The organism is Mesotoga prima MesG1.Ag.4.2 (assembly GCF_000147715.2).
In the GTDB taxonomy this organism is placed as follows: domain Bacteria; phylum Thermotogota; class Thermotogae; order Petrotogales; family Kosmotogaceae; genus Mesotoga; species Mesotoga prima.
The window spans coordinates 218,747-243,538 of sequence record NC_017934.1; the positions used below are offsets into that span (position 1 = coordinate 218,747).

Annotated in this window: 20 protein-coding genes, 3 tRNA genes and 1 rRNA gene; 6 read left to right on the plus strand and 18 right to left on the minus strand. The window is 46.7% G+C overall.

Going from position 1 to position 24,792, the window contains the following annotated elements:
* Window positions 1-19: 19 nt before the first annotated feature.
* The 15 genes from THEBA_RS01095 to THEBA_RS01165 form a co-directional block, all read right to left on the minus strand.
* Window positions 20-95 (minus strand) — tRNA-Ala (locus THEBA_RS01095).
* 4 nt (window positions 96-99) lie between these two features.
* Window positions 100-176: transfer RNA gene (locus tag THEBA_RS01100), tRNA-Ile, on the minus strand.
* A 49-nt stretch (window positions 177-225) separates the two neighbouring features.
* A 16S ribosomal RNA gene (locus THEBA_RS01105) occupies window positions 226-1,754 on the minus strand.
* 186 nt (window positions 1,755-1,940) lie between these two features.
* Window positions 1,941-3,317 (minus strand): M16 family metallopeptidase, encoded by a 1,377-nt coding sequence (locus tag THEBA_RS01110; protein ID WP_236609183.1) that lies wholly within the window; start codon window positions 3,315-3,317, stop codon window positions 1,941-1,943.
* Entirely contained in the window at window positions 3,220-5,433 is a 2,214-nt protein-coding gene (locus THEBA_RS01115; RefSeq protein ID WP_407656320.1) for a polyribonucleotide nucleotidyltransferase, read from the minus strand. Before THEBA_RS01115 ends, THEBA_RS01110 begins: the two co-directional genes overlap by 98 nt.
* Window positions 5,434-5,517: 84 nt before the next feature.
* On the minus strand, window positions 5,518-5,778 hold the full coding sequence (rpsO, locus tag THEBA_RS01120) for a 30S ribosomal protein S15 (protein ID WP_006491437.1): 261 nt from the start codon (window positions 5,776-5,778) through the stop codon (window positions 5,518-5,520).
* Window positions 5,779-5,860: 82 nt separating this feature from the next.
* Window positions 5,861-6,742: an L-serine ammonia-lyase, iron-sulfur-dependent, subunit beta gene (locus THEBA_RS01125; RefSeq protein WP_014730099.1), complete on the minus strand. Its 882-nt coding sequence runs from the start codon at window positions 6,740-6,742 to the stop codon at window positions 5,861-5,863.
* On the minus strand, window positions 6,739-7,407 hold the full coding sequence (gene sdaAB / locus THEBA_RS01130; protein ID WP_014730100.1) for an L-serine ammonia-lyase, iron-sulfur-dependent subunit beta: 669 nt from the start codon (window positions 7,405-7,407) through the stop codon (window positions 6,739-6,741). The genes THEBA_RS01125 and sdaAB overlap by 4 nt, the downstream gene beginning before the upstream one ends.
* A 59-nt stretch (window positions 7,408-7,466) precedes the next feature.
* Complete coding sequence (eno, locus tag THEBA_RS01135) at window positions 7,467-8,750, minus strand: phosphopyruvate hydratase (protein WP_014730101.1); 1,284 nt, start codon at window positions 8,748-8,750, stop codon at window positions 7,467-7,469.
* A gap of 14 nt (window positions 8,751-8,764) precedes the next feature.
* The gene (locus tag THEBA_RS01140) at window positions 8,765-9,466 is read right to left on the minus strand and encodes a uridine monophosphate kinase (RefSeq protein ID WP_014730102.1); all 702 of its coding nucleotides are present in this window, start codon (window positions 9,464-9,466) and stop codon (window positions 8,765-8,767) included.
* A gap of 45 nt (window positions 9,467-9,511) precedes the next feature.
* Window positions 9,512-10,117, minus strand: coding sequence for a translation elongation factor Ts (tsf, locus tag THEBA_RS01145; RefSeq protein ID WP_014730103.1), 606 nt, complete (start codon window positions 10,115-10,117; stop codon window positions 9,512-9,514).
* 78 nt (window positions 10,118-10,195) lie between these two features.
* Window positions 10,196-10,672 (minus strand): pantetheine-phosphate adenylyltransferase, encoded by a 477-nt coding sequence (gene coaD / locus THEBA_RS01150; protein ID WP_014730104.1) that lies wholly within the window; start codon window positions 10,670-10,672, stop codon window positions 10,196-10,198.
* A 59-nt stretch (window positions 10,673-10,731) separates the two neighbouring features.
* A complete protein-coding gene (locus THEBA_RS01155; protein ID WP_014730105.1) occupies window positions 10,732-11,196 on the minus strand; it encodes an RrF2 family transcriptional regulator in 465 nt (154 codons plus the stop codon).
* Between the two features lie 2 nt (window positions 11,197-11,198).
* The gene (gene ftsY / locus THEBA_RS01160; RefSeq protein WP_014730106.1) at window positions 11,199-12,110 is read right to left on the minus strand and encodes a signal recognition particle-docking protein FtsY; all 912 of its coding nucleotides are present in this window, start codon (window positions 12,108-12,110) and stop codon (window positions 11,199-11,201) included.
* Entirely contained in the window at window positions 12,110-13,852 is a 1,743-nt protein-coding gene (locus tag THEBA_RS01165; RefSeq protein WP_014730107.1) for a proline--tRNA ligase, read from the minus strand. The genes ftsY and THEBA_RS01165 overlap by 1 nt, the downstream gene beginning before the upstream one ends.
* Before the next feature lie 120 nt (window positions 13,853-13,972).
* Here THEBA_RS01165 and THEBA_RS01170 point away from each other — a divergent pair, with 120 nt between their 5' ends.
* Window positions 13,973-14,821, plus strand: coding sequence for a purine-nucleoside phosphorylase (locus THEBA_RS01170; RefSeq protein ID WP_014730108.1), 849 nt, complete (start codon window positions 13,973-13,975; stop codon window positions 14,819-14,821).
* Window positions 14,822-14,842: 21 nt separating this feature from the next.
* Here the strand turns inward: THEBA_RS01170 and THEBA_RS01175 are convergent.
* Window positions 14,843-14,917 (minus strand) — tRNA-Val (locus tag THEBA_RS01175).
* A 167-nt stretch (window positions 14,918-15,084) separates the two neighbouring features.
* On the opposite strand from THEBA_RS01175, the gene THEBA_RS01180 reads away from it, so the two are divergent.
* The 5 genes from THEBA_RS01180 (at window position 15,085) to THEBA_RS01200 (ending at window position 21,196) form a co-directional block, all read left to right on the plus strand.
* Window positions 15,085-16,926 carry an ABC transporter substrate-binding protein gene (locus tag THEBA_RS01180; RefSeq protein WP_014730109.1) on the plus strand — a complete coding sequence of 614 codons (1,842 nt, stop codon included), beginning with the start codon at window positions 15,085-15,087 and terminating at the stop codon, window positions 16,924-16,926.
* Between the two features lie 113 nt (window positions 16,927-17,039).
* Window positions 17,040-18,074: an ABC transporter permease gene (locus tag THEBA_RS01185; protein WP_006491453.1), complete on the plus strand. Its 1,035-nt coding sequence runs from the start codon at window positions 17,040-17,042 to the stop codon at window positions 18,072-18,074.
* Window positions 18,075-18,088: 14 nt separating this feature from the next.
* The gene (locus tag THEBA_RS01190; protein ID WP_014730110.1) at window positions 18,089-18,970 is read left to right on the plus strand and encodes an ABC transporter permease; all 882 of its coding nucleotides are present in this window, start codon (window positions 18,089-18,091) and stop codon (window positions 18,968-18,970) included.
* A 13-nt stretch (window positions 18,971-18,983) separates the two neighbouring features.
* Window positions 18,984-20,000, plus strand: coding sequence for an ABC transporter ATP-binding protein (locus THEBA_RS01195; protein WP_014730111.1), 1,017 nt, complete (start codon window positions 18,984-18,986; stop codon window positions 19,998-20,000).
* Window positions 19,997-21,196 carry an ABC transporter ATP-binding protein gene (locus THEBA_RS01200; RefSeq protein WP_014730112.1) on the plus strand — a complete coding sequence of 400 codons (1,200 nt, stop codon included), beginning with the start codon at window positions 19,997-19,999 and terminating at the stop codon, window positions 21,194-21,196. The genes THEBA_RS01195 and THEBA_RS01200 overlap by 4 nt, the downstream gene beginning before the upstream one ends.
* A 2-nt stretch (window positions 21,197-21,198) precedes the next feature.
* On the opposite strand, the gene priA is transcribed toward THEBA_RS01200, so the two are convergent.
* Together priA and THEBA_RS01210 are read right to left on the minus strand one after the other, a co-directional pair.
* Entirely contained in the window at window positions 21,199-23,475 is a 2,277-nt protein-coding gene (gene priA, locus THEBA_RS01205; RefSeq protein ID WP_014730113.1) for a replication restart helicase PriA, read from the minus strand.
* A gap of 3 nt (window positions 23,476-23,478) precedes the next feature.
* Window positions 23,479-24,762, minus strand: coding sequence for a nucleotidyltransferase (locus THEBA_RS01210; RefSeq protein ID WP_014730114.1), 1,284 nt, complete (start codon window positions 24,760-24,762; stop codon window positions 23,479-23,481).
* Between the last annotated feature and the right edge of the window lie 30 nt (window positions 24,763-24,792).

Below are 24,792 nucleotides of genomic sequence, written 5' to 3' on the forward strand. Positions count from 1 at the left end.
CAGATAACTTTTATTCCCCTGGTGGAGACAAGGGGATTCGAACCCCTGGCCTTCTGCTTGCAAAGCAGACGCTCTCCCAGCTGAGCTATGTCCCCTCACTGGTGGGCTCGAGTGGAGTCGAACCACTGACCTCGCGCTTATCAGGCGCGCGCTCTCACCTACTGAGCTACGAGCCCAGCTCAGGATTCACTCAAAGATGGATAGCAATCCTGTTAAACTCCTTAGAAAGGAGGTGATCCAGCCCCACCTTCCGGTAGGGCTACCTTGTTACGACTTAGCCCCCCTTGCCAATCCCACCCTAAACAAGCTCCCTCCTTTCGGTTAGGATACTCATCTTCAGGTGTTACCAACTCGGGTGGCTTGACGGGCGGTGTGTACAAGGCCCGGGAACGTATTCACCGCAGCTTGGCTGATCTGCGATTACTAGCGATTCCGGCTTCATGCAGGCGGGTTGCAGCCTGCAATCTGAACTGGGGGTTGGTTTGAGGATTTCCTCCACATCGCTGTCTCGGTCCCTTCTGTCCAACCCATTGTAGCGCGTGTGTCGCCCAAGATATAAGGGGCACGATACCTGACGTCATCCCCCCCTTCCTCCGCCTCGTCGGCGGCGGTCCTCTTAGAGTGCCCGGCCTTACCGCTGGCAACTAAGAGCAGGGGTTGCGCTCGTTGCGGGACTTAACCCAACACCTCACGGCACGAGCTGACGACGGCCGTGCACCACCTGTGCTGACTCCACACAAAGTGTGGTCGTTCCTCTTTCAATTCACTACTATCAGCATGTCAAACCTTGGTAAGGTCCTTCGCTTAGCATCGAATTAAACCACACGCTCCACCGCTTGTGCGGGCCCCCGTCAATTCCTTTGAGTTTCACCCTTGCGGGCGTACTCCCCAGGCGGTTCACTTATCGCGTTAGCTTTAGCACGGAAAGCTTTCCGCTCCCCACACCTAGTGAACATCGTTTAGGGCCAGGACTACCGGGGTATCTAATCCCGTTCGCTCCCCTGGCTTTCGAGCATCAGTGTCAGAACCGGCCCAGAAAACCACCTTCGTCACCGGCGTTCCTGCCAATATCTAAGGATTTTACCCCTACACTGGCAGTTCCGTCTTCCTCTACCGTCCTCAAGCCTGGCAGTTTCAACTGCAAGTCCGGAGTTGAGCTCCGGGTTTTCACAGTTGACATGTCAGGCCACCTACGCTCCCTTTACGCCCAGTGATTCCGGGTAACGCTCGCCCCCTACGTATTACCGCGGCTGCTGGCACGTAGTTAGCCGGGGCTTTCTAGTAAAGTACCATCCCTCCATGTAGCTTTCCACTCTACATGACATTTTTCCCTTACCACAGCAGTTTACAATCCGAAGACCTTCTTCCTGCACGCGGCGTCGCTAGATCAGAGTTGCCTCCATTATCTAAAATTCCGCACTGCTGCCTCCCGTAGGAGTAGGACCCGTATCTCAGTGTCCTTGTGGCCGGCCACGCTCTCACGCCGGCTAACCGTCGTCGCCTTGGTAGGCTCTTACCCCACCAACTAGCTGATGGTCCGCGGGCCGCTCCTTCGCCGATGCATTTGCACCTTTCACCTTTCGGTCTTATGCGGTATTAGCTGTCCTTTCGGTCAGTTATCCCCCTGCGTAGGGTACGTTCCCACGTGTTACTCACCCGTTCGCCACTCTATGTGTTGCCACATACCGTTCGACTTGCATGTGTCAAGCACGCCGCCAGCGTTCACCCTGAGCCAGGATCAAACCCTCCATCCATGACTCATTCTTTTGAAACTCGCTGGATTGCTATCCATTTTTCAATGACCCTTTCTCCTCGCTCGCCTTCCCCGCTAACGCTAACTTCGCGTCAGCAATTCCTATACTACCAGTACCACTTCCTATTGTCAAGTTACAGGTTCGTTTCCTCTGGTCCCTTCTTCGAGCGAATCCATGCGGATTAACTCAAATTTCGAAGTGTTCTTCTTTCAAGAATGTGGAGTTCTGCATTTGTTCAGGGAGAAGTAGCGATACATTCCAGGGGCCAGCGATATGTCTCTTGATGGAGTCGTTTATATCATCAATGGTAAGGGCCTCTATTCTTGCGATCAAGTCCTCCAGAGAGTCCGGTTTTCCACAAATAACTACATCGTCCAGGAATCTGCTCAGCGTCTGCAGTGTTCCTTCGGTAGACATCAATAGTTTTCCTTTTGCCCTTTCCTTTCCATAATTGAACTGAGCTTCGGTTACGCCCCGGCTTATGAGGTTCCCTATTTCCTTTTTCAGCGAAGCCACCAGATTGTCAAGGTTCTTCGGGCCGGTGGTTGCATTTATCATGAATGCGCCGGAATCTGCATAAGAGACGAATTCAGAACTGATGTTGTATACCATTCCAAGTTGTTCTCGAATATTATGGAACAGAATGGAGCTCATTCCGCTTCCAAAGAGAGTGTTGAATATCTTGAAGGCATCGAAATCATCTTTGTTCCTTCTGCCCGGGGCGTCTCTAGTCAATAGAAGATGAACCTGCTGAAGGTCCTTTCTTCTTTCAACAATCCACAGCGGTTTTTTTGAAATCACGGGAGATTTGGCAACGGGTTTCGAACCGTTGACCCGCATAGAAAGAAGCTTTTTCTCGGTATTTTTCAAGAGATCCTCGTTATAGTTTCCCGAAACGGCAAAAATAACGTTGTTTGCGACATATTTGTGATCGTAGAAGTTGGTGAGCTTTTCCTTCTTCAAATTTCCGACTGTATCCTGGTAGCCGAGAATCGGCCTGCCAAAATCTCTGTCCCAAACCTTCTCAATGGTCATGTCGTATATTCTGTCGTAGGGGTCGTCTTCAGCCGCGGCGATCTCCTCCATAATGACCCCTCTTTCGAGTTCCAGAGAGGTTTCGTCAAAACGCGGGGAGGTTATCAAATCGAATAGGATCTCCAGAGCCTCAGAGGCATAAGTGTCGGGAACCTTTGCATAGTAAACAGTTGAGACTCTTCCCGTATAGGCGTTAAGACTACCGCCTATTCTCTCGATCGGTTCCTTTATTTCGAAAGCATTTCTTCTAAGAGTTCCTTTGAAAAGAGCGTGTTCAATAAAATGAGAAACGCCGCTGATGGAATCTTCCTCATCAGCGGAACCCACCTTCATCGCGAAAGCCATCGAGACCGTTCTCGTCTCTTCTTTTCGCTCACCTATAATAACTGCGCCGTTCGGCAGCTCAATATAATGATTATTCATCAATTCCCTACTTTCTGTTTCTGTCTCCTCGGTTTCTGTCGTTTCTGTCGTTCCTATGGTATGGCCTTTTATTGTCTCGCTTACTGTCCTCTTTAACCTCGACACCTTCTAGCTTCAGACTTATCTTTCCCATCTGATCAGTTCCTGCCACCTCGACGGCAATCGTGTCTCCGACCTTGTGCTCTCTAAGGAAATCCTTGCCGCTGGCGCCCATCTTCGAGATATGCAGGAGTCCGGTCTTTCCTGGCGCAATCTCTACGAAGAATCCATAGGCCTCCGCTCTCGAGATCTTTCCTTCGAAAAGCTGTCCGGGTTTCACTTCAGAGATTATCGCATCTATTACTTTTTCCAACTGATCGAGTTTTTCTCGATTGCTTCCAACAATCTTAGCCTGAGATCTCTCGTCATCTATGAAGATCGTTGAATCATACTCGCTTGAAAGTTTCTTTATGACCTTTCCGCCGGGTCCGATAATCTCTCCAATCTTCTCGTAAGGGAGATTGATCGTCCTTATAATAGGTGCATAGTCGGAGACAAACTTTCTCGGTTCGGGAATGGCTTCGTACATAAGATCAAGTATCTTGAGTCTTGCCAGTCTCGCTTGCTCAAGCGCTTTTGTCATTATCTCGCTTGATACGCCGGAAACCTTCACATCCATCTGAAAAGCGGTTATACCGTCACGAGTTCCTGTAACCTTGAAATCCATGTCGCCCATGTGATCTTCGTTTCCCAGAATATCTGTGAGAACGACGGTCTTTTCCGGTTCTTGAATCATGCCCATGGCAACACCCGCCACGTGCTTCTCCATCGGAACTCCAGCCGCCATTAATGAGAGCGATCCGGAGCATACGGTTGCCATCGAAGAGGAGCCGTTGGATTCAAGAACTTCAGATACGACTCTTATTGTATATGGGAAAGATTCGCCGTTAGGCACAATGTTCTTCAGAGATCGCTCGGCAAGATGACCGTGTCCAATTTCTCTTCTGCCTGGCCCCCTAAGCCTCTTCACTTCCCCGGTGCTGAAAGGCGGGAAGTTGTAGTGAAGCATAAACGACTTCGAACCTTCTTCAAACATCGTATCGACTATCTGTTCGTCCATCGTTGCCCCGAGAGTGACAATTCCCAGACTCTGGGTCTCGCCCCTGGTGAAAAGAGCCGAACCGTGCGCTCTTGGCAGGAGATCGAGTTCAATGTTGATCGGACGGATCTCGTTGTGCTTACGCCCGTCCATCCTTACATCTTCTTCTATTACTCTCCTTCTCATTACTTTCTTCTCTATGTCGTGATAGAAGTCCTTCACGAAACCAATGTTGTCTTCGATTTCCTCTTCGGACCATGTTTCTTTTGCTTTTCCTATAAACTGCTCGATTAGCTCGTCCCTGTATGTTTTCAAGGCTTTGTCCTTGTTCTTCTTACCAGGAGTGAGCATTATCTCGGCGAGCTTATTTCTGTCAACCAGTGTGTCGAATGATTCGAGAAATCCTTCTGGTGCAGCCGGTATTTCGAGCTCCCACTTTTCAGTCTGGAACTCACTGATTATCTCCTTCTGGAAGGCTACGAGTGATTTAATAGCTTCGTGGGCCGCTTCAAGCGCTCCGACCATGACTTCTTCAGAGACTTCTTTTGCCTCCCCTTCTACCATTGCAACTGCGTCTTCCGTCCCTGCAACAACTATATCGAGTTCAGATCTTTCGAGTTCGTCGGCAGAGGGAAACACGACGTATTTTCCATCGACATATCCTACCTGCACGCCGGCGACGATCCCTTCGAAGGGAATCGGAGAAATATTTAATACAAGTGACGATGCCATTATCCCCCAGATGTCGGGCGGATTGTCTGGATCGGCAGACAGGACAGTCACGATAACCTGAATCTCATTTCTCATCCCGTCTGGGAAGAGAGGCCTGATAGGTCTATCTATTATTCTTGCAGAGAGAACGGCATTATCGCTCGGTCTGCTTTCTCTCTTAAGAAAACCACCCGGTATCTTTCCCGCCGCATAGAACTTTTCCTGATACTCAACGGTAAGAGGAAGAAAATCAGTTCCCGGCACTGCCTGTTCATTTCCATTCACTGTAGTTAGCAGGACTGAATCGGCATACCTGAGTACAACGGCTCCATCAGCCTGTTTTGCCATCTTCCCGTTTTCTATGACGAGCTTCTGGCCAAAGAATTCCCTTTCCCATCTCCTATAACTCACAATAACACCTCTTTTTCTCATTTCATCAAATAATCAATTATATCAGCTGAGTAAAACCCACGCAAAAAAGGAGCGGTAAACCGCTCCAGACGATTTCTACTTCTATCAACCTCTCAGCCCGAGTTTGTTTATCAGTTCGAGGTAGACTTCAGGCTTCTTGGTCTTGATGTATCTCAACATCTTTCTTCTTCTTCCGACCAACTTTAGAAGACCCCTTCTAGTATGGAAATCCTTGGGGTGTTTCTTGAGATGCTCAGTGAGATGCCTGATTCTCGCGGTGAGAATTGCGATCTGAACTTCGGTCGAACCCGAATCGTTGTCGTGAATCTGATATTCCTTTACTAATTCTTGCTTGTTAACTTCCATGTATCTGCCTCCCAATATAATCCTCTATCCAAGAATGGGCTATGCCTCAAACCGAGAATAGGGCAAGGCAATTTTAAACCGATCAGACCTTCCTGTCAACTCCACTCAGGAAGTCTGCCACCATCTTCTTTGCAGTCGGAGTGATCGCGATCCCTCCTCTTGCCGTTTCCTTGAGTTCTTCGGGTAATCTTCTCCCAACTCTTCCGAGAGAGTCGGCAACTTCTTCAAAGGGGATGGCCGACTTAATTCCGGCAAGCGCAAGTTCTGCCGCTGTGAATGCAATGGATACACCAAACGCATTTCTTTTGACGCAGGGGATTTCAACGAAACCTCCAACGGGGTCACACACAAGTCCCATTAGGGACTTCAACGCGAGCGCCGGGGCATTCTCAAGCGCACTGTATTCTTCGGGATGCGTAGCGTAGACTATGGCAACTGAAGCCATCGCCGTAGCGGTACCTATCTCTGCCTGGCAGCCTGACACGGCACCGGAAATCGACGCCCTTTTCCTGATCCTCTCGCCCACAGCTCCAGAAACCAACAATGCGTTTCCAAGGGTTTCAAGGTCAATATTTCTATTGAAGTGAAGAGAAAGGAGGGCTCCCGGAACGACACCACATGCACCCGCAGTGGGACACGCAACTATTTTCCCCATGCTTGCGTTGTGCTCAGACATCGAGAGGGCAACTCCAACTCCTGAATAGACCAGCGGACTGAGGAACTCAGGAGCGTGATTTCTCGCCTTTTCATCGTTATCTCCGACCCAGCCAGTAAGAGATTTCTCGGGTTTTTCGAGCCTGCTGTGGTAAGAACTCATCATCTCTCCGATCAGTTCCTTTGCGGTATCTTCGGCAACTTTCGGATCATTTCCAGTACTCATCATGTACCAGTCAGACACGACTTTATGAAGCGGAGTCTTCGAGTCCCTTGCGGCTTTCACAAGGTCTTCAAACTTCATTATCATACCAGTGAATCCAGCCTTTCGAGATAGGATACTTTCTTCACGACTTCAAGCCTTTTTATTGCACTAAGCAGATGCTCGTCCGGTTCATTATCCAGTTCGACTACGCATAGAGCCTCGTGCCTGAACGGGTCTACTCTTGAAAGAAAGAGATTGCTGATGTTCATATCGCTCGAAGAAATCGCCCCTACAATCTTTGAAAGAGCCCCGGGAATATCTGCGTTCAGTATCACTAGCGAGGGATACTTTCCAGTAACGTCGGTTTCGAAATCATCTATCGCAGTAATCCTTACCGAACCGCCACCAACCGATGCTCCTGTCACTGTCAAGAAGGACTCACCGGAGCTCCCGTTGATCTTAACTGTGTTTGGATGAAAGTCACCCATGTCTTCTTCTTCGAAAGTGAAATAGATGCCCTTGCCTTTTGCTATTTGGAAGGAGTCTCTCAGCATGGGATCTGATTCCTTGATCCCCATTATTCCGCCGACGAGAGCTCTATCTGAACCGTGGCCCCTGAAAGTTGCGAAGAGCGGTGAGTTGAGCACAAATCGCACTTCGTTAGGCGTTTTGGCAAAGAGTGACCGAAAGGCCCTGCCTAACCTTGCCATGCCGGCGGTATGGGAGCTCGACGGCCCCACAATTGCCGGACCAATAATATCTAGCAGCATCTTTCTTCCTCCAATGAAAACGCGGAACCTTACAGGCCCCGCGCTACAATGAGTATCAATTAGAGATTATAGAAGGATTCCCTTCCTCTGAACTCTGCCTGTTCTCCGAGTTCTTCTTCGATTCTCAGAAGCTCGTTATACTTCGCGATTCTGTCTGTCCTTGATGCAGAACCTGTCTTTATCATGCCTGTGTTAGCGGCTACGGCAAGGTGAGAAATAAAAGTATCTTCAGTCTCTCCAGATCTGTGTGAGATTACACAGGTCATTCCGTGCTTTTGCGCATACTCGATCGTGTTGAGAGTCTCAGTGACAGAACCGATCTGGTTGAGCTTGATTAGAATGGAATTGGCCGATTTCTTCTCGATGCCTTTTTTGAGTCTCTTTATATTGGTAACGAAAAGATCGTCTCCAACAATCTGAATAGTGTCTCCAATCTCTCTCGTGAACTTTGCAAAGCTTTCCCAGTCCTCTTCGGCAAATGGGTCTTCAATTGAGATTATTGGGTATCTCTTCGTGAGATTCGAGTAGTATTCGATCAGCTGATCTGGAGTGAGCTCATTCCCGTCGATGTTATAGAGGCCCTTGTCTTCGTTGTAGAATTCGTTCGCTGCACAATCAAGGGCAATCATGATCTCTTCTCCTGCCTTGTAACCGGCCGCGTCTATAGCGTTTATGATGTATTTCAGCGAGGCCTCGTTGTTTTCAAAACTCGGAGCAAATCCGCCTTCGTCACCTACTGCAGTGACGTGACCGCTATCCTTCAAGAGCTTCTTCAGATTATGGAAGACTTCTACTCCAGCTCTAAGGGCGTCCCTAAAATGCTTGAAGCCGGCGGGCACTATCATGAACTCCTGGATATCCAGGTTGTTGTCTGCGTGTTTTCCACCATTTACGATGTTCATAAACGGTACAGGAAGAGCCTTTGCGTTGACTCCGCCTAGATATTTGTACAGCGGTGTATCGATACTATCGGCCGCGGCACGTGCAACTGCCATTGAGACGGCAAGAATTGCATTGGCACCAAGCTTGTCCTTGTTTTCAGTTCCATCAAGCTCAAGAAGGGCCGCATCAAGAGTTATCTGGTCAAAGGCATTCATGCCTATGATCTCAGGAGCGATCACTTCGTTTATATTTTCAACCGCCTTTAGCGTGCCCTTTCCGAGAAATCTCTTCTTATCTCCATCTCTTAGTTCAAGAGCCTCGAACTTCCCGGTTGAAGCTCCTGAAGGGACTATTGCTCTACCATGACCACCGTCGTCAAGCCATACCTCGGCCTCAACTGTTGGGGTCCCCCTTGAATCAAGTACCTCCCTGGCTACTAAATCAACGATTTGAGCGTACATTTCTCCACCTCCAATTAATCAGGTAAAACTACCGTGCCTGTTTTCCCGCCTATTATAGCATCGAACAGGTTACCCTTGTTGAAGAAGTCTATAACTCTAACGGATAATCCATACCTCTGACAAATCGAGAAGGCTTCTATATCCATGATGCCTAATCCCTTCTCGATAGCCTCAGAGAAGGTTGTTCTGTCAATCTTGGTGGCATCTTCATTCGTCTTAGGATCTTTGTCATATACTCCATCAACCTTCGTGCCCTTTATCAAAACATCTGCGCCGATTTCGACTGCCCTCACTGCGGCAGCTGTGTCCGTCGTAAAAAAAGGCAGATATGTCCCGCCGCCAAAAACGACTATCTTTCCCTCATTTAGAGCATCTTCAATGGTATCGTATCTGTGCTCAACTAGAGAAGAAATACCGGCAATCGAGGAGACTGCTATCGTCTCGAAACCGTTCACGCAGAGTGCTTCCTTCAAATAAAGGGCGTTCATAATGGTGCCAAGTATCCCAAGCTCATCGGCTCTTGATCCTCTCATATTCGACAGTTCACGACCCCTTATAAGATTTCCCGCACCGATCACTATTGCAAGTTGAATTTCCTTTTCAATAACCGGGCGGAGTTCTTCGATGAGAAAGGAAGTTCTCTCTGAATCAAATCCTCTCGCGCCTTCTCCGCTCAAAACCTCACCGCTGAGTTTCAAGAGCACTCTCTTATACATAAGCACCTCCGAAAAAAAGGTGAGCACCAGGCTCACCTTTCAGACTCAGTTCTCAGACTCTCCAACTTGCCAGCGGACGAATCTGCTGATTTTAATGTTCTCGCCGGTCTTCGCAATCAGTTCGACAAGGAGATCGTTTATCGTCTTGCCGCTTTCAAAAACGTATTCCTGCTCGATAAGGCAGTTGTCCTTGTAGAAACTCTCGAGCTTGCTTTCAACGATTCTCTCTATTATGTTTGCTGGCTTTCCACTATCTTTCATCTGTTCAGTGTATATTTCCTTCTCTTTATCTATGATCTCCTGAGGCACGTGTTCGCGGGAGATAAATCTAGCTCCCATAGCAGCCAGCTGCAGAGCGATCTTGTGAGCAAGCTCTTTGAATTCTTCCATTCTCGCCACAAAGTCGGTGACACAGTTGAGCTCGAGAAGTACCCCGAGTTTGTCGTTGTGATGAATATAAGAATAAACAAGTCCTTCGGCCGTCTCTCTTCCCGAAACCTTGTCTGCCTTCAGTATCCCCTTCTTCCTGAGATAGTCCTTTGCCTGATCGAAATCTCCATCGGTTTCGACCAACGCCTTTTTACAATCCATCATGCCCGCTTGAGTGGCATCACGGAGTTTCTTTACCATGTCGCTGGTGATATTTGCCATTTTTCATGTCCTCCTCCATTAAAATTCCAAGAAAAATTATAACCCAGTTGTACAGTTAATATTTTCCGTGATGTTAAGTCATTTCCCGAGCTTTCTTCTGAATTCTTCCTGTACGCAAGGCGGAACCCATTTGGAAATGTCTCCCCCAAATGCCGCTATTTCACGGACCATAGAAGAAGAAATGAAAGAGTTGGAAGTGTCTGTCATTAGAAAAAGCGTTTCCAGCTCTTGAAGCATAGCCTTATTGGCGTGAGCCATTTGAAGCTCGAGCTCAAAGTCTGATACGGCTCTGAGACCACGAATTATGATCTTAACATCATTGGCTTTGGCGAAATCAACTAGAAGCCCGCTGTAAGTTATGATAGTAACGTTCTCCAGATGAGACACGCCACACCTTACCATTTCAATTCTCTCTTCATGACTAAAAAAATGTTTCTTGTTTACGTTTTCCATGACGAGCACCAGAACCTCGTCAAAGATTTTGCTGCATCTTTCGACCAAATCTATGTGACCGTATGTTATCGGATCAAAGGAACCTGGATAAACGGCTTTCATTTTATTTGACGCCAACGACTCTTTGCATGTCGGTCAGGCGCCCCTCCTTTCAAAGTCTTCTACTTTAGATTCTCCTTCATCTCATTTGATTCCAAGGGGTTCTGAGCAATTTTATCGCCGTATTCAAGCAGATTCTCGAGAGTCATAGAACCGAGTTCTCTCATCATTGCGTTGTATAGTTTGAACCATACATACTTAACAGTACAATTCGGGTCTTCAAGACACTTTCCGTTCTGCTGAAGACACGGATATGAATTCATAGGTTTATCGAGCTTCAGTATAACGTCTCTCAGTAGTATCTCGTTTGCAGGTCTCGCGAGACAGTATCCACCATACCTGCCTCTTACGGCTTTTATTATCCCCGCCTGTCTCAGTTCACCGAAGATCTTCTCCAGAAAATCTCTCGGAATCTCATTTCCCTGGACGATCTCGACGAGCGAGAGCTTATCCTTTCCTTCGCGGGTCGACTTTGCCATCTTATAAAGTGCTCTCAAAGCGTAACTGCTTTTAAGCGTAAAACCCATTTCTAAGCCTCCTCTGAACCCTCTTCCCCGGTAGACAAAAGAGCGTTCACGAATTCCCTGCTGTCAAAGGGTTTCAAATCATCTTCCTTTTCTCCTACGCCTATATATCTCACCGGTATCCCAAGTTCCTTTACAATAGCGAAAATAATACCACCTTTAGCGGTACCATCAAGCTTCGTCAGTACGATCCCGGTGACATCGACAGCTTCTTTGAATTTTTTGGCCTGTACCAGGCCATTCTGTCCCGTAGTTGCATCAATTACAAGCAATACTTCATTAGGAGCTCCGGGCGATGCTTTGCCGATTACTCTATGTACTTTCTTCAGTTCTTCCATCAGGTTGCTTCGGGTGTGCAATCTGCCTGCCGTGTCGACAATCACTACATCCTTTCCCTTACTTACTGCGTGCCTTACAGCGTCAAAGGCCACTGCTGCGGAATCGGCGCCCTGACCCTGGCTTATGAAGTCAACGTTCGCTCTTTCACTCCATATTCTTAGTTGTTCTACTGCGGCTGCCCTAAAAGTGTCACAGGCAGCGAGAACCACTTTGTTTCCATTGCTCGAGTAGAGTTTGGAAAGCTTGCCTATTGTGGTTGTCTTTCCGGTGCCGTTAACGCCGACCACCGAAACTACGTAAGGTCTCGCTTGTGGCACCTCAAAGGGTATGTCAAGTATCTCGACAAGGACTTCTTTCAGTACCTCAATGGGTTCCTTCCCTTTATCTTTTCTATCTTTCAAAGCTTCGATGACTTCCTCAGCCGTTTCGGAACCCATATCGGACAATATCAGGAGCTCCTCGATTTCTTCAAGTGAGTCAGAATCAAGCGATTCAAAAGAGAGAAGTTTTCTTACCCTCTTGAAGAAGCCTTCTCTGGTCCTCTTCAAACCATCGTTAAGTCTAGAAAAAACTCCCATTATTCGGCCTCCATCTTGCTAACAGGTCTGTAATTAGAGAGCTCTTTCTTGATCTCTTCCAAAAGGGTATCGAATCCATCTACAATACTAACTTCAAGTGGTTTCTTCTCCGTTCTTGGTTTCACTTCGACTATACCTTGGGCAAGCTTCTTGCCGAGCGTTATTCTTACGGGAATCCCTATAAGGTCTGCGTCTTTGAACTTCATTCCGGGAGATATCTCTCTATCGTCGAGGAGAACCTCGAAGCCCGCCTCACTCAAAATATCGTATAGTTGTATGGATTTCTCTGAGACGATAGGATCCTTTATGTTGACCGCAGTTACGATGATGTCGAACGGAGCTACAGCTAGCGGCCAGATGATACCATTTTCATCATGAAGCTGCTCAACTATGGCGCTAATAGTTCTAGACACACCCCAGCCGTAACAGCCCATAATATAATGAATACTATTACCTTTTTCGTCGGTCACGTATCCGTTCATCTTTTCCGAATATTTCGTCCCGAGTTTGAAAATATGTCCTACTTCGATGCCCTTTGCCGATTTCATAGGTGCCCCGCATTTAGGACAGGGATCTCCTTCAGTAACCATTTTGAGATCGTGCCAGGAATCAATTTTGAAGTCGCGTCCGGGAAGAACACCGGAATAATGATACCCCTCTTTCAGTGCACCACAAACCGCGTTTTTCAAACCTTTTATTGTATGATCTGCAATGATTGTGACTTCTTTTGGAAGGCCAATTGGACCGACAAAACCGATCGGAACTCCCAGTAAATCCAGAACCTCCTGAGGGGTTGCCATAACGAGAGTCTGGTCCTCTAGAGCGGCCTTCAGTTTTGATTCGTTCAACTCTTCGTTTCCGCGAATCAGAGCCATATAGTAGCCCTTTCTACCTTTATATATTAGGGACTTCACAATATCCCTCGAGGTCACTTCAAGGAAAGCCGAAACCTCATCTACCGTCCTGGAATTCGGCGTAGGAACTATCTTTAAGTCAGCAACAGCCCCTTCTTGAGATTCTTCTTGCAACAGATACTCTGCTTTTTCATCGGAGGCCGCGTAGCCACAGTCGCAATAGAGCAGAGTGGATTCACCGTAATCGGCTAGAACGTTGAATTCGTGAGACTCATTACCGCCAATGGCCCCGGAATCAGCTTCCACAACGAGAAATTCCAGTCCAATCCTTTGGAGAATCTTACTGTATGCACCGTAGAACTGCTTGTAGGTCTCATCTAATGAGGACCAAGAACCATGAAAACTGTATGCGTCCTTCATAAGAAATTCTCTCGATCTCATGAGTCCGAATCTGGGGCGAATCTCGTCTCTGTATTTCATAGCTATCTGATAAAGCGAAACGGGAAGCTGCTTGTATGAATTAAGCTCGTTTCTTAGAAGATGGGTAATGATCTCTTCATGGGTAGGCCCTAGCGTGAAGAACCGCTCATGCCTATCCTGCATTCTCATCATTTCCGGTCCATAGTCGTCCCATCTGCCAGTCTCGTGCCATAACTCAGCCGGCTGAATGATCGGCATAAGAATTTCTTGAGAACCAATAGCGTTCATCTCCTGACGGACGATATCCTCAATCTTCTTCAGAACACGAAAACCGAGCGGAAGAAAGGAATAGATGCCTGCCGCTACTTTTCTCACAAATCCACCACGAACGAGTAGTTTGATACTTATCAAGTCGGCGTCGGCGGGAGCTTCTTTCAATGTTGGGGCGTAAAGCTGTGAAAACCTCATTAGATCTCTCCTCTCGAAAATAAGCTAATCAGGACTAATTCAGTGAGATTATAGCATAGTTCCAGCAAGCTGTTTGACGTTTTGATATAATGAAGTATATGTCTTATAAGGAGGACGAGCATGAGTATTTCCTTGCTTCAGGAAGAGCTTAGGGACTATGTAGAAAATGTCAAAAGAGCCGCTCGCTTCATAGAAAAGGAAGTCGATTTGCAGCCTAAAGTTGCGGTAATTCTTGGCAGCGGTCTTGGAGACGTGTCGAAGAGCCTTGAAAATGCCGTTTCAATTCCTTACGATGAGATCCCCGGCTTCCCGTTGTCTACCGCTCCGGGTCATAAGGGCGAACTGATTTTCGGAAATGCCCTCCATCATAGTGTAATGCTTATGAATGGTCGCTTCCACTTTTATGAAGGTTACTCAATGAGAACCGTCACCTTTCCCATAAGAATAATGCAGGAACTGGGTGTGGAGGTTCTCCTGATTACAAACGCTTCCGGTGGCCTGAATCCGGACTTTGAAGTAGGTAGAGTCATGCTTATAAGGGATATTATCAATTTCATGGGCGACAACCCTCTAATAGGTCAGAATGTTGACGAATGGGGCCCGCGTTTCCCCGATATGAGCGAGCCAGTCGACAGAGACCTCTTGAGCAAGGCTCTTCTTTCTGCGAAAGAACTTGGAATCGGAGTGTATGAAGGTGTATATGTTGGAGTGGCCGGGCCAAACTTCGAGACTCCAGCAGAGCTGAGAATGCTGCGACGGTTCGGTGCGGATGCCGTGGGTATGTCGACAGTTCCGGAGGTCATCGTTGCCCGGCATGCAGGTATTAGAGTATTGGGACTATCGGCGATTTCCGACAGGGCAGTAGCCGAGGATCTGAAGCCGCTAACTGCCGAAGAAGTTCTGGAAATGGCAAAAAAAGCTGGCAACGATATAAGCAAATTGATACTTAAGACTCTAGAAAAAATATAGGGAGAGCTACACTCTCCCCTTTGGTGGGTGCGGTAGGGATTGAACCTACGGCCTCTTCCTCGTCAAGGAAGCGCTCTTCCACTGAGCTACGCACCCGAACAAGATTGATTCTACCATCGTCTTAAGAGCGTTGTCAAGAACAAGTGAAAATGCTTTGGCTTCCGAAATAATACGTACAGGTTAACGGTATTTTGAAATTGGAGGCTCCATAGATTATAATTGTAGTATCACACTCATCTCTATTTTGAAAGGGGGCAACATTAGTGAGAAAGATTTTACTGGTAACACTTACTGTACTTTTCTTTTCGTTAGTTGCGTTTGCTAGTGACCCAGAAACGTTTGTGAATCTCACTATTGGTGAACCGGAAACTCTCGATCCGCTTCACTCTTATGATACGGCCAGTGGTGAGGTAATATTGAATCTGTATGACAACTTGATTCAGTACGACGGTGAGTCTGTTACTGACTACCTGCCGATGATTTCTACGGAAGTACCTTCTGTGGAGAACGGCCTGATCAATCCAGAGGGAACCGTATACACATTCCCGATAAGGGAAGGGGTCAAGTTCCACACTGGAAACGTTCTTACTCCTGAGGACGTCAAGTATTCGTTCCATAGGTACATTCTTGGTGACCCGTCTGGTGGACCTCAGTGGATGATCATCGAAGCTCTAACCGGTGGCGCTCACGCAAGCGTTGAAAGCTGGTTCGAAGCTTACTCAGGTATGCCATATTCAGAAGCAGTTGATGCCGACAAGAACGTCGTTTCTGAAGAAGCAAGGCAGAAACTGATTTCCTTCTATGAGGAAGTTGTAAGCCCGAAGGTCAAGATAGAGGGAAACAGTGTTGTATTCACTCTTGATGCTCCTTGGGGACCTTTCATGAACACGATAGCTCATTTTGGGTCTTGGGCAGCTATAACTGACTCCAAGTGGGGAATCGAAAATGGAGCATGGGACGGCAAAGCAGACGGCTGGTGGAAGTGGCATGATCTCGAGCCTCAGGAAAGCCCGTACCATAATGCGGAAGCTGGTTCAGGACCATTCAAGCTTGTAGAATGGGATTCTGCTGAACAGAAAGTAATTCTAGAGAGGTTTGACGACTACTGGGCAGGCCCTGCAACGATCAAGAACGTCATGATCTGGGGAATTGACGAATTCTCGACCAGAAAAGCTATATTTGAAGCAGGAGATGCCGATATTGCATACTTTGGATCCTCATATTTGGATCAGGCCGAGGCTCTTGCTGCAGAGGGGAAAGCAGTTGTCACGAAGGGTTATCCGACAGCAAGTATTACTTCCCTTCACTTTAACTGGCTCGTTGCAGAGGGCAGTGAATATCTTGGAAGTGGAAAACTAGACGGGAACGGAGTGCCAAGAGATTTCTTCTCTGATATCCATGTTAGAAGAGGATTCGCTTACTGCTACGACGGCACTACATTCGTAGATGAAGTTCTAAATGGTAATGGCGTACTTGTTCCAACAGATCTTCCCAAAGGCTTCCTAGGATATGACGAAACGCTTCCTCTGCCGGAATTCAATCTCGCAAAGGCTGCTGAAGAGTTCAAGAAGGCCTGGGGTGGAGAAGTCTGGGAAAAGGGCTTTAAGATTCAACTTCTCTACAACACCGGAAATGATGAAAGACAAACAATTGCGGAGATGCTTGCTTACTTTGTGAACTCGATCAATCCGAAGTTCAAGGTTGAGACCCTTGGTGTACAGTGGCCTACATATCTAGCTGCACAAAGGAATGGATTCTTACCTATATTTACCATAGGATGGCTTGCAGACTATCCCGATCCCCATAACTTCATAGCTACTTACTATGCAAGTTACGGTGCATACGCTTCCAGACAGGGAGTTCCTTTCCAGGAATGGGCAGCCGCAAATGTTGATGCCGAAATAAGCGCCGCTGCAGTATCTGTTGATAACGAAGAGCGTATAAAGCTTTATAGAAGCATTCAGGAAAAGGTAATTGATGCTGCAATCGGTATTCCTCTGTATATGCCAACAGGTCTCAACGTTAGAGCACCTTGGGTTGAGGGCTGGTATCCTCATCTTGTAAGGTCTGGATTCTACTATTACCAGCTTTCCAAGAATCAGTAATTGAAATATCCCGTAGAGAGCCGGGTTTTTCTTGCCCGGCTCTTTTTTTGACTAGAGATATAGATTATAATAAACTATTGCCTTTGTTTTGAAGAAAGAGTGGTGATTTTCGGGTGACTGCTTATATAATCAGGAGACTTCTTCTACTGCCATTGATAATGATAGGTGTTACTCTGATTATTTTCTCTATGATCTGGGCCCTTGGCCCCGATAGGCTTCTTGCCTCTTACGTAAAGAGTCCTGAAGCTTTGAAGACTCCAGATGCGGCAGAGAGACTGATCAAGAAATACGGTCTTGATGAACCAATGCCTGTTCAATACTTGAAATGGCTTGGAAATATCCTGCAAGGTGATTTTGGATACTCCATGGTTGGGAAAAAGGGAGTACTCCCGTCTATGCTTGAGCGATTCCCGTATACACTGGAGTTGACAATCTATGCAATTGTTCCTGTAATTCTTGTTGCAATATGGTTGGGAGTGATTTCTGCCGTTAACCAGAACAAATTTACAGATCAATTCATAAGGGTCTTTGCCCTTGTGGGTTGGTCTCTTCCTGATTTTGTTTTTGGGCTTTTGCTCCTTCTTGTCTTCTACTCAATTCTTGGTTGGTTTCCCCCGGGTATGGTAAGCACGGAGTTTGATCTGGTCATGAGATCAGATGAATGGAGAACAATAACAAGTATGCCAACATTTGATGCACTACTGAATGGGAGACTTGACATATTCATCGATGCATTGAGACACATTATACTTCCTGTCCTCACCCTTGCGTACCTTTGGTGGGCTTATCTACTAAGGATTACGCGTTCGAGCATGCTTGAAGTGCTGAGGAAGGACTATATACGGACGGCAAGAGCAAAAGGCGTGCCCGAAAGAACGGTTATCAAAAAGCATGCCAAGAGAAACGCTATGATTCCAGTCATTACGGTTGCTGGAGGATCGGTTATGGGGTTATTGGGAGGAACAGTCTTTGTAGAGACGATCTTCTCCCGCGTCGGAATGGGAAGATTCCTTGCCGATGCAGCAAGTCTTCTGGATTACTGGTCGATTATAGGTGGAGCATTGTTCTTCTCCTTCATAATGGTTGTTGGAAACCTGATCGTAGACGTTTCTTACGCTCTGGTTGATCCCAGAATAAGGCTTGAATGAGGGGGAAAATGCAGATGCCGGCAAAGAGAAAGAGTGAATTTAGAAAGATCATGAAGAAATACTGGACAAACGGAACCGCGGTTCTTGGTACTTGTCTGTTGATCTTCTTCATAATCATTGCAATATTTGCCCCTCAGATAGCAGGCGTCAATGAGATGGGTGATAACTACCAGATTCCAAGAGCTTCCTGGTCATCAAAACCAATAGCGCCTTCTGCAGAACATCCCTTCGGAGTAATCGGTGGGAGGGATGTCTTCTACGGCGTAATCTGGGGGACTAGAACGGCTTTTAGACTTGGTTTGATAATTACCAGTATGGCTGCCCTTATTGGGGTGATTGTTGGCTCGATATCCGCGTATTTCGGAGGATGGGTTGACGAAATCCTAATGAGGATAACGGACATATTCTTGTCAATCCCCTTCCTCGTTGCAGCTATGGTAATGACTACGGTTTTGGGAAAGGGGCTAGATAAAGTCATAATCGCGCTGATAATCTTCGGCTGGATGAGCACTGCACGTCTCATTAGGGGAAACATTCTTCAAGCTAGAGAAGAACAATATGTTCTCGCTGCCAAGGCTCTGGGACAGAAAGATTGGAAGATCATTATTAAACATATCCTTCCCAACACGATTTTTCCAGTCGTTGTTCAGATGTCAATGAGAATTGGATCTTATGTCATAACTGCAGCAGGACTGAGCTTTCTAGGAGTTGGTGCAGAACCGGGTTATGCCGACTGGGGAACAATACTTTCTTATTCAAGGAACTGGATGACTATGCTCGACCAGTCGTGGTTTGCCATTGTTTTCCCTGGTACTGCCATGGTGCTCTTCGTTCTTGCGTGGAATCTTGTTGGAGATGCCCTTAGGGACATCTTTGACCCGAGAATGAGAAGCTGAGGAGGTTTGAGTCATGAATGAAAGGAAAGCACTGTTGCAGGTTGAGGATTTAAGAACTTATTTCCATACAGAAGATGGAATCGTGAAAGCCGTCGATGGAGTCACATTCGACGTCTTTCCGGGTGAGACTCTCGGAATAGTCGGAGAATCGGGTTGCGGAAAGAGCGTGACATCGCTCTCTATTATGAGACTTCTTGACGAAAAGGGTGAGATAGCAGGTGGCAAGATCATCTTCGACGGCGAAGACGTCATGGCAATTCCTGAATCGAAGATGATGAAGATCAGGGGAAACGAAATGGCCATGATCTTTCAGGAACCCATGACTGCTCTCAATCCAGTCTTTACAATAGGATTCCAGATCATGGAGGCGATTCTGCTTCATCAGGATGTAGATGAAAAGAAGGCCCGGCAAATGGCCATAGATATGCTCAAGAAAGTCGGGATTCCTGAACCGGAGAAAAGGATAGATGAATACCCTCATGAGCTTTCCGGAGGAATGCGCCAGAGAGCGATGATTGCAATGGCTTTGTCCTGCAATCCTAAACTGCTCTTTGCCGACGAACCTACCACGGCTCTGGATGTGACAATTCAGGCTCAGATTCTCGAGCTGATGAAGTCTTTACAAGATCAATATGGCATGGCACTCGTGATGATTACTCACGATCTCGGGGTAATAGCCGAGATGGCTCAGAGAGTGGTGGTTATGTATGCGGGAAAGGTCGTTGAATACGCCGATGTACACACTTTGTTCAAAAATCCAAGGCATCCTTACACATGGGGGCTTATGAACGCGATCCCCAGGCTGGATGAGGACAAAGAGGTTCTCTATAATATTCCCGGTGTAGTCCCCGATCCTCTAGATTTTCCCGATGGATGCAGATTCAACACAAGATGTCCTCTCGCAACGGAAAAATGTCGAAAGGAAGAACCACCGTTGGTTGAGATAGAAAATGATCATACAGCTGCCTGCTGGCACATAGATAAACTTATCGAAACGATCAAAGTGGCAAGGGCAGGTGAGAGCGCATGAGCAACGATAACAAAAGCAAACTTCTCCTCAGAACGGATAATTTAGTGAAGTACTTTCCGGTGAAGGCAGGTGTTTTTAGAAGAGTCGTTGCTCAGGTCAAAGCTGTCGATGACGTAAGCTTCAGTGTTTACGAAAAGGAGACTCTTGGACTGGTCGGTGAATCCGGCTGCGGAAAGACCACAGCCGGTATGACTGTTCTCAGGCTTTACGAGCCGACTTCGGGAAGAATAATTGTGGGCGACGAAGACACTACCCATTTCTTTATGCCTTCTCTCAAAGCCAGAAAGTATATTAAGCAAACTTACATCGAGAAGTTTTCTGACCTTAAAGAGAAGTCGGGATCGGTCGAAGGTGCTATCAGCTCCATCGAAGACGGCTTTGACAAAAAAATGGCAGAGAAGTACTTCAAAGAATTCAACGAGGACGCCGGGGAATTCGTAAAGAGTCTTCTGGGAAACAGAGAGGAAAAGAGAAAAGCATTCAGAAGAGATGCTCAGATAATTTTCCAGGATCCCTTCTCTTCATTAAATCCCAGGATGAGAGTCAAGAATATTATTGGCGAGGGTGCGAGAATTCACGGACTCGCTACCGGCAGAGATGTTATGGACAAAGTGGCCGACATAATGACAAAAGTAGGTCTTTCAAAGGATCACATGTCTAGATTCCCCCACGAGTTCAGCGGTGGTCAGAGGCAACGTATAGGCGTTGCCAGAGCTCTCATTTTGAATCCCAGGCTCATTGTCTGTGACGAAGCCGTCTCGGCTCTCGACGTATCGATTCAGGCTCAGATTCTTAATCTCCTCAGCGATCTGCAAAAGGATTTTGGCCTCACGTATCTCTTCATTGCCCACGACCTCGGTGTCGTGAAGCACGTAAGCAAACGAGTGGCCGTCATGTATCTTGGGAAAATAGCCGAACTTGCAGACAAAAAGAAGCTTTTCGATAACCCACTTCATCCTTATACTGTCTCTCTAATGTCGGCAATTCCAGAGGCCAACCCCGAGAAAAAGAAGCAGAGAATTCTTCTTGAAGGGGATGTGCCAAGTCCCATAAACCCGCCAACCGGTTGCAGATTCCATCCGAGATGTCCAATTGCAAAGGATATCTGCTCCAAAGAAGAGCCTAAGCTGCAAGATATTGGCGGAGGTCATTACGTTTCCTGCTTCTTCCCAGGAGAACTGAAAAGAGGGTTTTAAGACTATATAATTCCGCCGATTCCGTTTATTATTATCTGGACATCGGCGGGATGTCTCTTTTGGATCTTTTCGAGGAATCCGCAATCACTATCTGAAGGAAGTTTTATCGTTATCTTCATTCTGTAGGAGTTTTTAAGCTTCGAAAGCAGTGGTGTGAGAGGGCCAAAGACCTCTATTGTATCGAGTCTTTCTGCTTTGACTTCACTTAGAATTCTCTCTGCCAGCTCACCGCTCTTGTCTTCTGTATCACCGTAGCATATGATTTCTGCGATCTTAGCGAATGGAGGATTGTTTAGCTCCTTCCTGAGAGCTATCTCATCTTTGTAGAAGGCTTCGTAGTCTCTCTCGAATGCCGCTTTGATTATCCTGTTCTTCGGGTTGAAACTCTGAATGAAGGCTTTCCCTATGCCGGCTCTGCCGGAACGTCCGCTGACTTGAGATATGTGCTGGAATGCAGTTTCGGGACTGTCGTAACTCGGGAAACTCATCAGCCTGTCTGCATCGACCACGAGAACCATTTCAACATCTGGGAAGTCAAGACCTTTGGTGATCATCTTGGTTCCAACGATTATCTGAGACTCCTTCTTTGAGATCTCAAGAAGGGCTTTTTCATAAGCCACTGGGTTATCGATAGTCTCCCTGTCCATCCGCATAATCTTCGCTGAAGGAAAGTATTTTTGAAGATCGTGTTCGACTCTCTCTGTTCCAAAGCCCCTTGCAGAAAGCGTCATTGATCCGCAGCTGGGACAGGTTTTTGGAATAGGCTCCTTATAACCGCAGTAGTGACACTTCAGTGAATTGTCGGCCTTATGGTAGGTCATTGAAACCGAACAGTGTGGACAGGTAATCGTATTTCCGCACGTAAAGCAAACAACGTAATTTGAATAGCCCTTTCTATGAACGAAGACGAAGACCTGCTTCCCTGCCGAAATAGTTTTCTTGATCTCTTCAAGAGCCCTCTTGCTGATTATGGGATTCTTTTCTTCCTTCATATCGATAAGCTCAATTATTGGGAAGGAACCGACGGGTCTTTCGGTAAGGCTGAGAAGAATCAGTTTTCCAGATTCCGTCAAGTGATAGTGACTCACTCTTGGAGTTGCCGAGCCAAGAATTATGGGAACATTCAACAGCTCGGCCTTCTTCATAGCGGCTTCGACTCCATCATAGTAAGGCACGCTCTGCTGATAGAAACTTGTGTCATGCTCTTCGTCAACGACTATTAGACCGGTGTTCTTCATCGGTACCCAAAGTGAACTTCTAGTACCGACAAGGATGTCAACATTTCCTTCAACTGCGTCTAGCCATATTTGCTGTCTCAAGCCTTTAGCCATATAGCTGTGGTATTGTCTTACATCTCTGCCTGGAAAAGCACCTCTTATTCTCGCGAGAAGCTGTGGTGTTAGAGAGACTTCAGGGACGAGATATAGGACTTGTCTGCCCTTATTCAACAAGTACTCCATAACTTTAAAATAGACTTCAGTTTTTCCCGTCCCGGTAAGTCCATGGAGCAGAAAGGCTTTCGATCCGCTCTCCATTATGCTCTTGTAGACCTCTTTCTGCTTACCGTTAAGTTCCGTCACTGCGGGAATCACCCAGTGAGAATCGTCTTCTTCCGTCTCCTCTTCAGTTAGAATTCCCTTAGAAATCAAGGTTTCAATCGGACTTCTGCTTTTGAGCTGCAGCTTTTTTTCAAGTTCGGAAACTTCGGCAGATTCAACGGAAAGAAGATAGTCGACTATCGTTTGCCAGAGTGGAGTAAGGTTCTGCTTCAAAAGGTCTGTTTTCAAAGAGAGTGATATGCGTCTAATTTTGCGTTTTTTCGGAGTTCTCCTTTCGAAGCTATGCATGATCTTGACGTCACGCAATGAAAGAAGCTCTGTAAGTTTTTCCTCTCCATATTGCTTAATAAACTTATCTTTCTTGGTTGGAGAGAATCCCAGCTCGTCGGAAAGCGGCACGACAAAGTCATCTACAGATAGGAGTTTTCCAGGCGGGAAGAAGAGATCGAAGACCTTTCCAGGAGGCGCGATATATTCTTTCATGACGAACTCCGCCAGTTCGAGATCCTTAGATGAGAGAAATGGCCTACCGTCCAATCTCTTGTTTATACTCTTTATCCTGTATCTCCCAGTCTTACCTTCCAGCGATACAACATAACCCACAGTGTTGCGTCCCGAAAAGTTCACTTCAACCCTTTCTCCAGGTTCGACTGGAGAATCAGTCATATAAGTATATGTGTCATATAGTGGGGAATTCGATATCGCAACCTGGATAAGCACTGGTTAAGAGTCCTCCTCGTTGTATATGACTCTCGATAATAGGTCGGAGCATCTCGATCTGCTTTCGGGATATTTGAAAAGGCTTGCGTAGAATCTAACGGCTGCAAAATCCCTTTCTAGCTGAGCCTCTAAAAGATCTGCATCTATTTTCATTTCCTTCTTCAATGCTCCATCTACGACCTTTCTCCATAGAGAAACCGTAGTTATTATTGGAATCTTCATTGAGTGCTTGATGTTCGAAAGATGATTTCTTCCCTTTTCATTGAAGCCCAGTACTCGAATGTATTGGGGGCCGAATTCGTTGCTTTTTCTTATAAGATTATCGGTGAATCTGAAGACGGGATAATACATAAGTCTTCTTATTCTGGACAGAGTAAACCGCTTCGACTTGACGCAGTGGAGAAACTCTTCAAGGCTTCCTGAAAGGGAACACTCTTGAAATCTCGCATCCAGGCCTTCAACGAATCCGTAATACCTATTATAGTCGTCCCTTGACAAAAGTCTGTAAAATGAGATGAAAAACGATTCTACGTCCTCCTTGAATACAGGACCTCTTCCGCTTCTGATTTCCTGCAAGATTATGTCAAACGGCTCTTTGGGGATAGCTTGAGAAGCGCTTTCAATGTCGCCTTTCTGAATGAGTTTTCTTATTGCCGTTGCCGATGAGAACTTGCCTCTGTGTTCTTCATCCGTATAAGAAGAGCCCACTCTCTTGATCGAGAGAGGTGCGATCTTGCTGCCAATCTTGTTAATTGCCCTTAGATATTCGACGCCAAGGATATTGTTGGACGAACCAATCTCTTCTATTCTGTGAGAAAGATTTTTATCTTCAATATGTATGAAATCCCTGAGGGCGTACTTCCTTGCGTTGGGGAACGAGTGGCCCTTCTTCAAATGCTTTTTAAGTAGATCTCTATAGTATTCCGGTTCTTCGATTAGGATTTTCGAAACTTTTTTCAGCAGTTCCGTATCATCTGTTTCGCTGCCGAAAACTATGTCCGTCACTCCAATGTGGTCAAGAGTCCAGATAGCTCCCGTGGCAAATCCACCAGCATCCTGCAAAGAATAGACCACAGGAAGCTCAACAACGAGATCGATACCCTGCTTTAGGGCCGCTTTCGCTCTTGCAAACTTCTCGACGATGGCCGGTTCGCCTCGCTGGACGAAGTTTCCGCTCATCACCGCAACGGTCACATCGGGCTTCACAAGGTCTTTTGACTTCTCGAGGTGGTAGAGATGTCCATAGTGAAAGGGGTTGTATTCAACTACGAGACCGAGTACTTTCATATATGAACCTCCCATATACAGCGCTCGCCG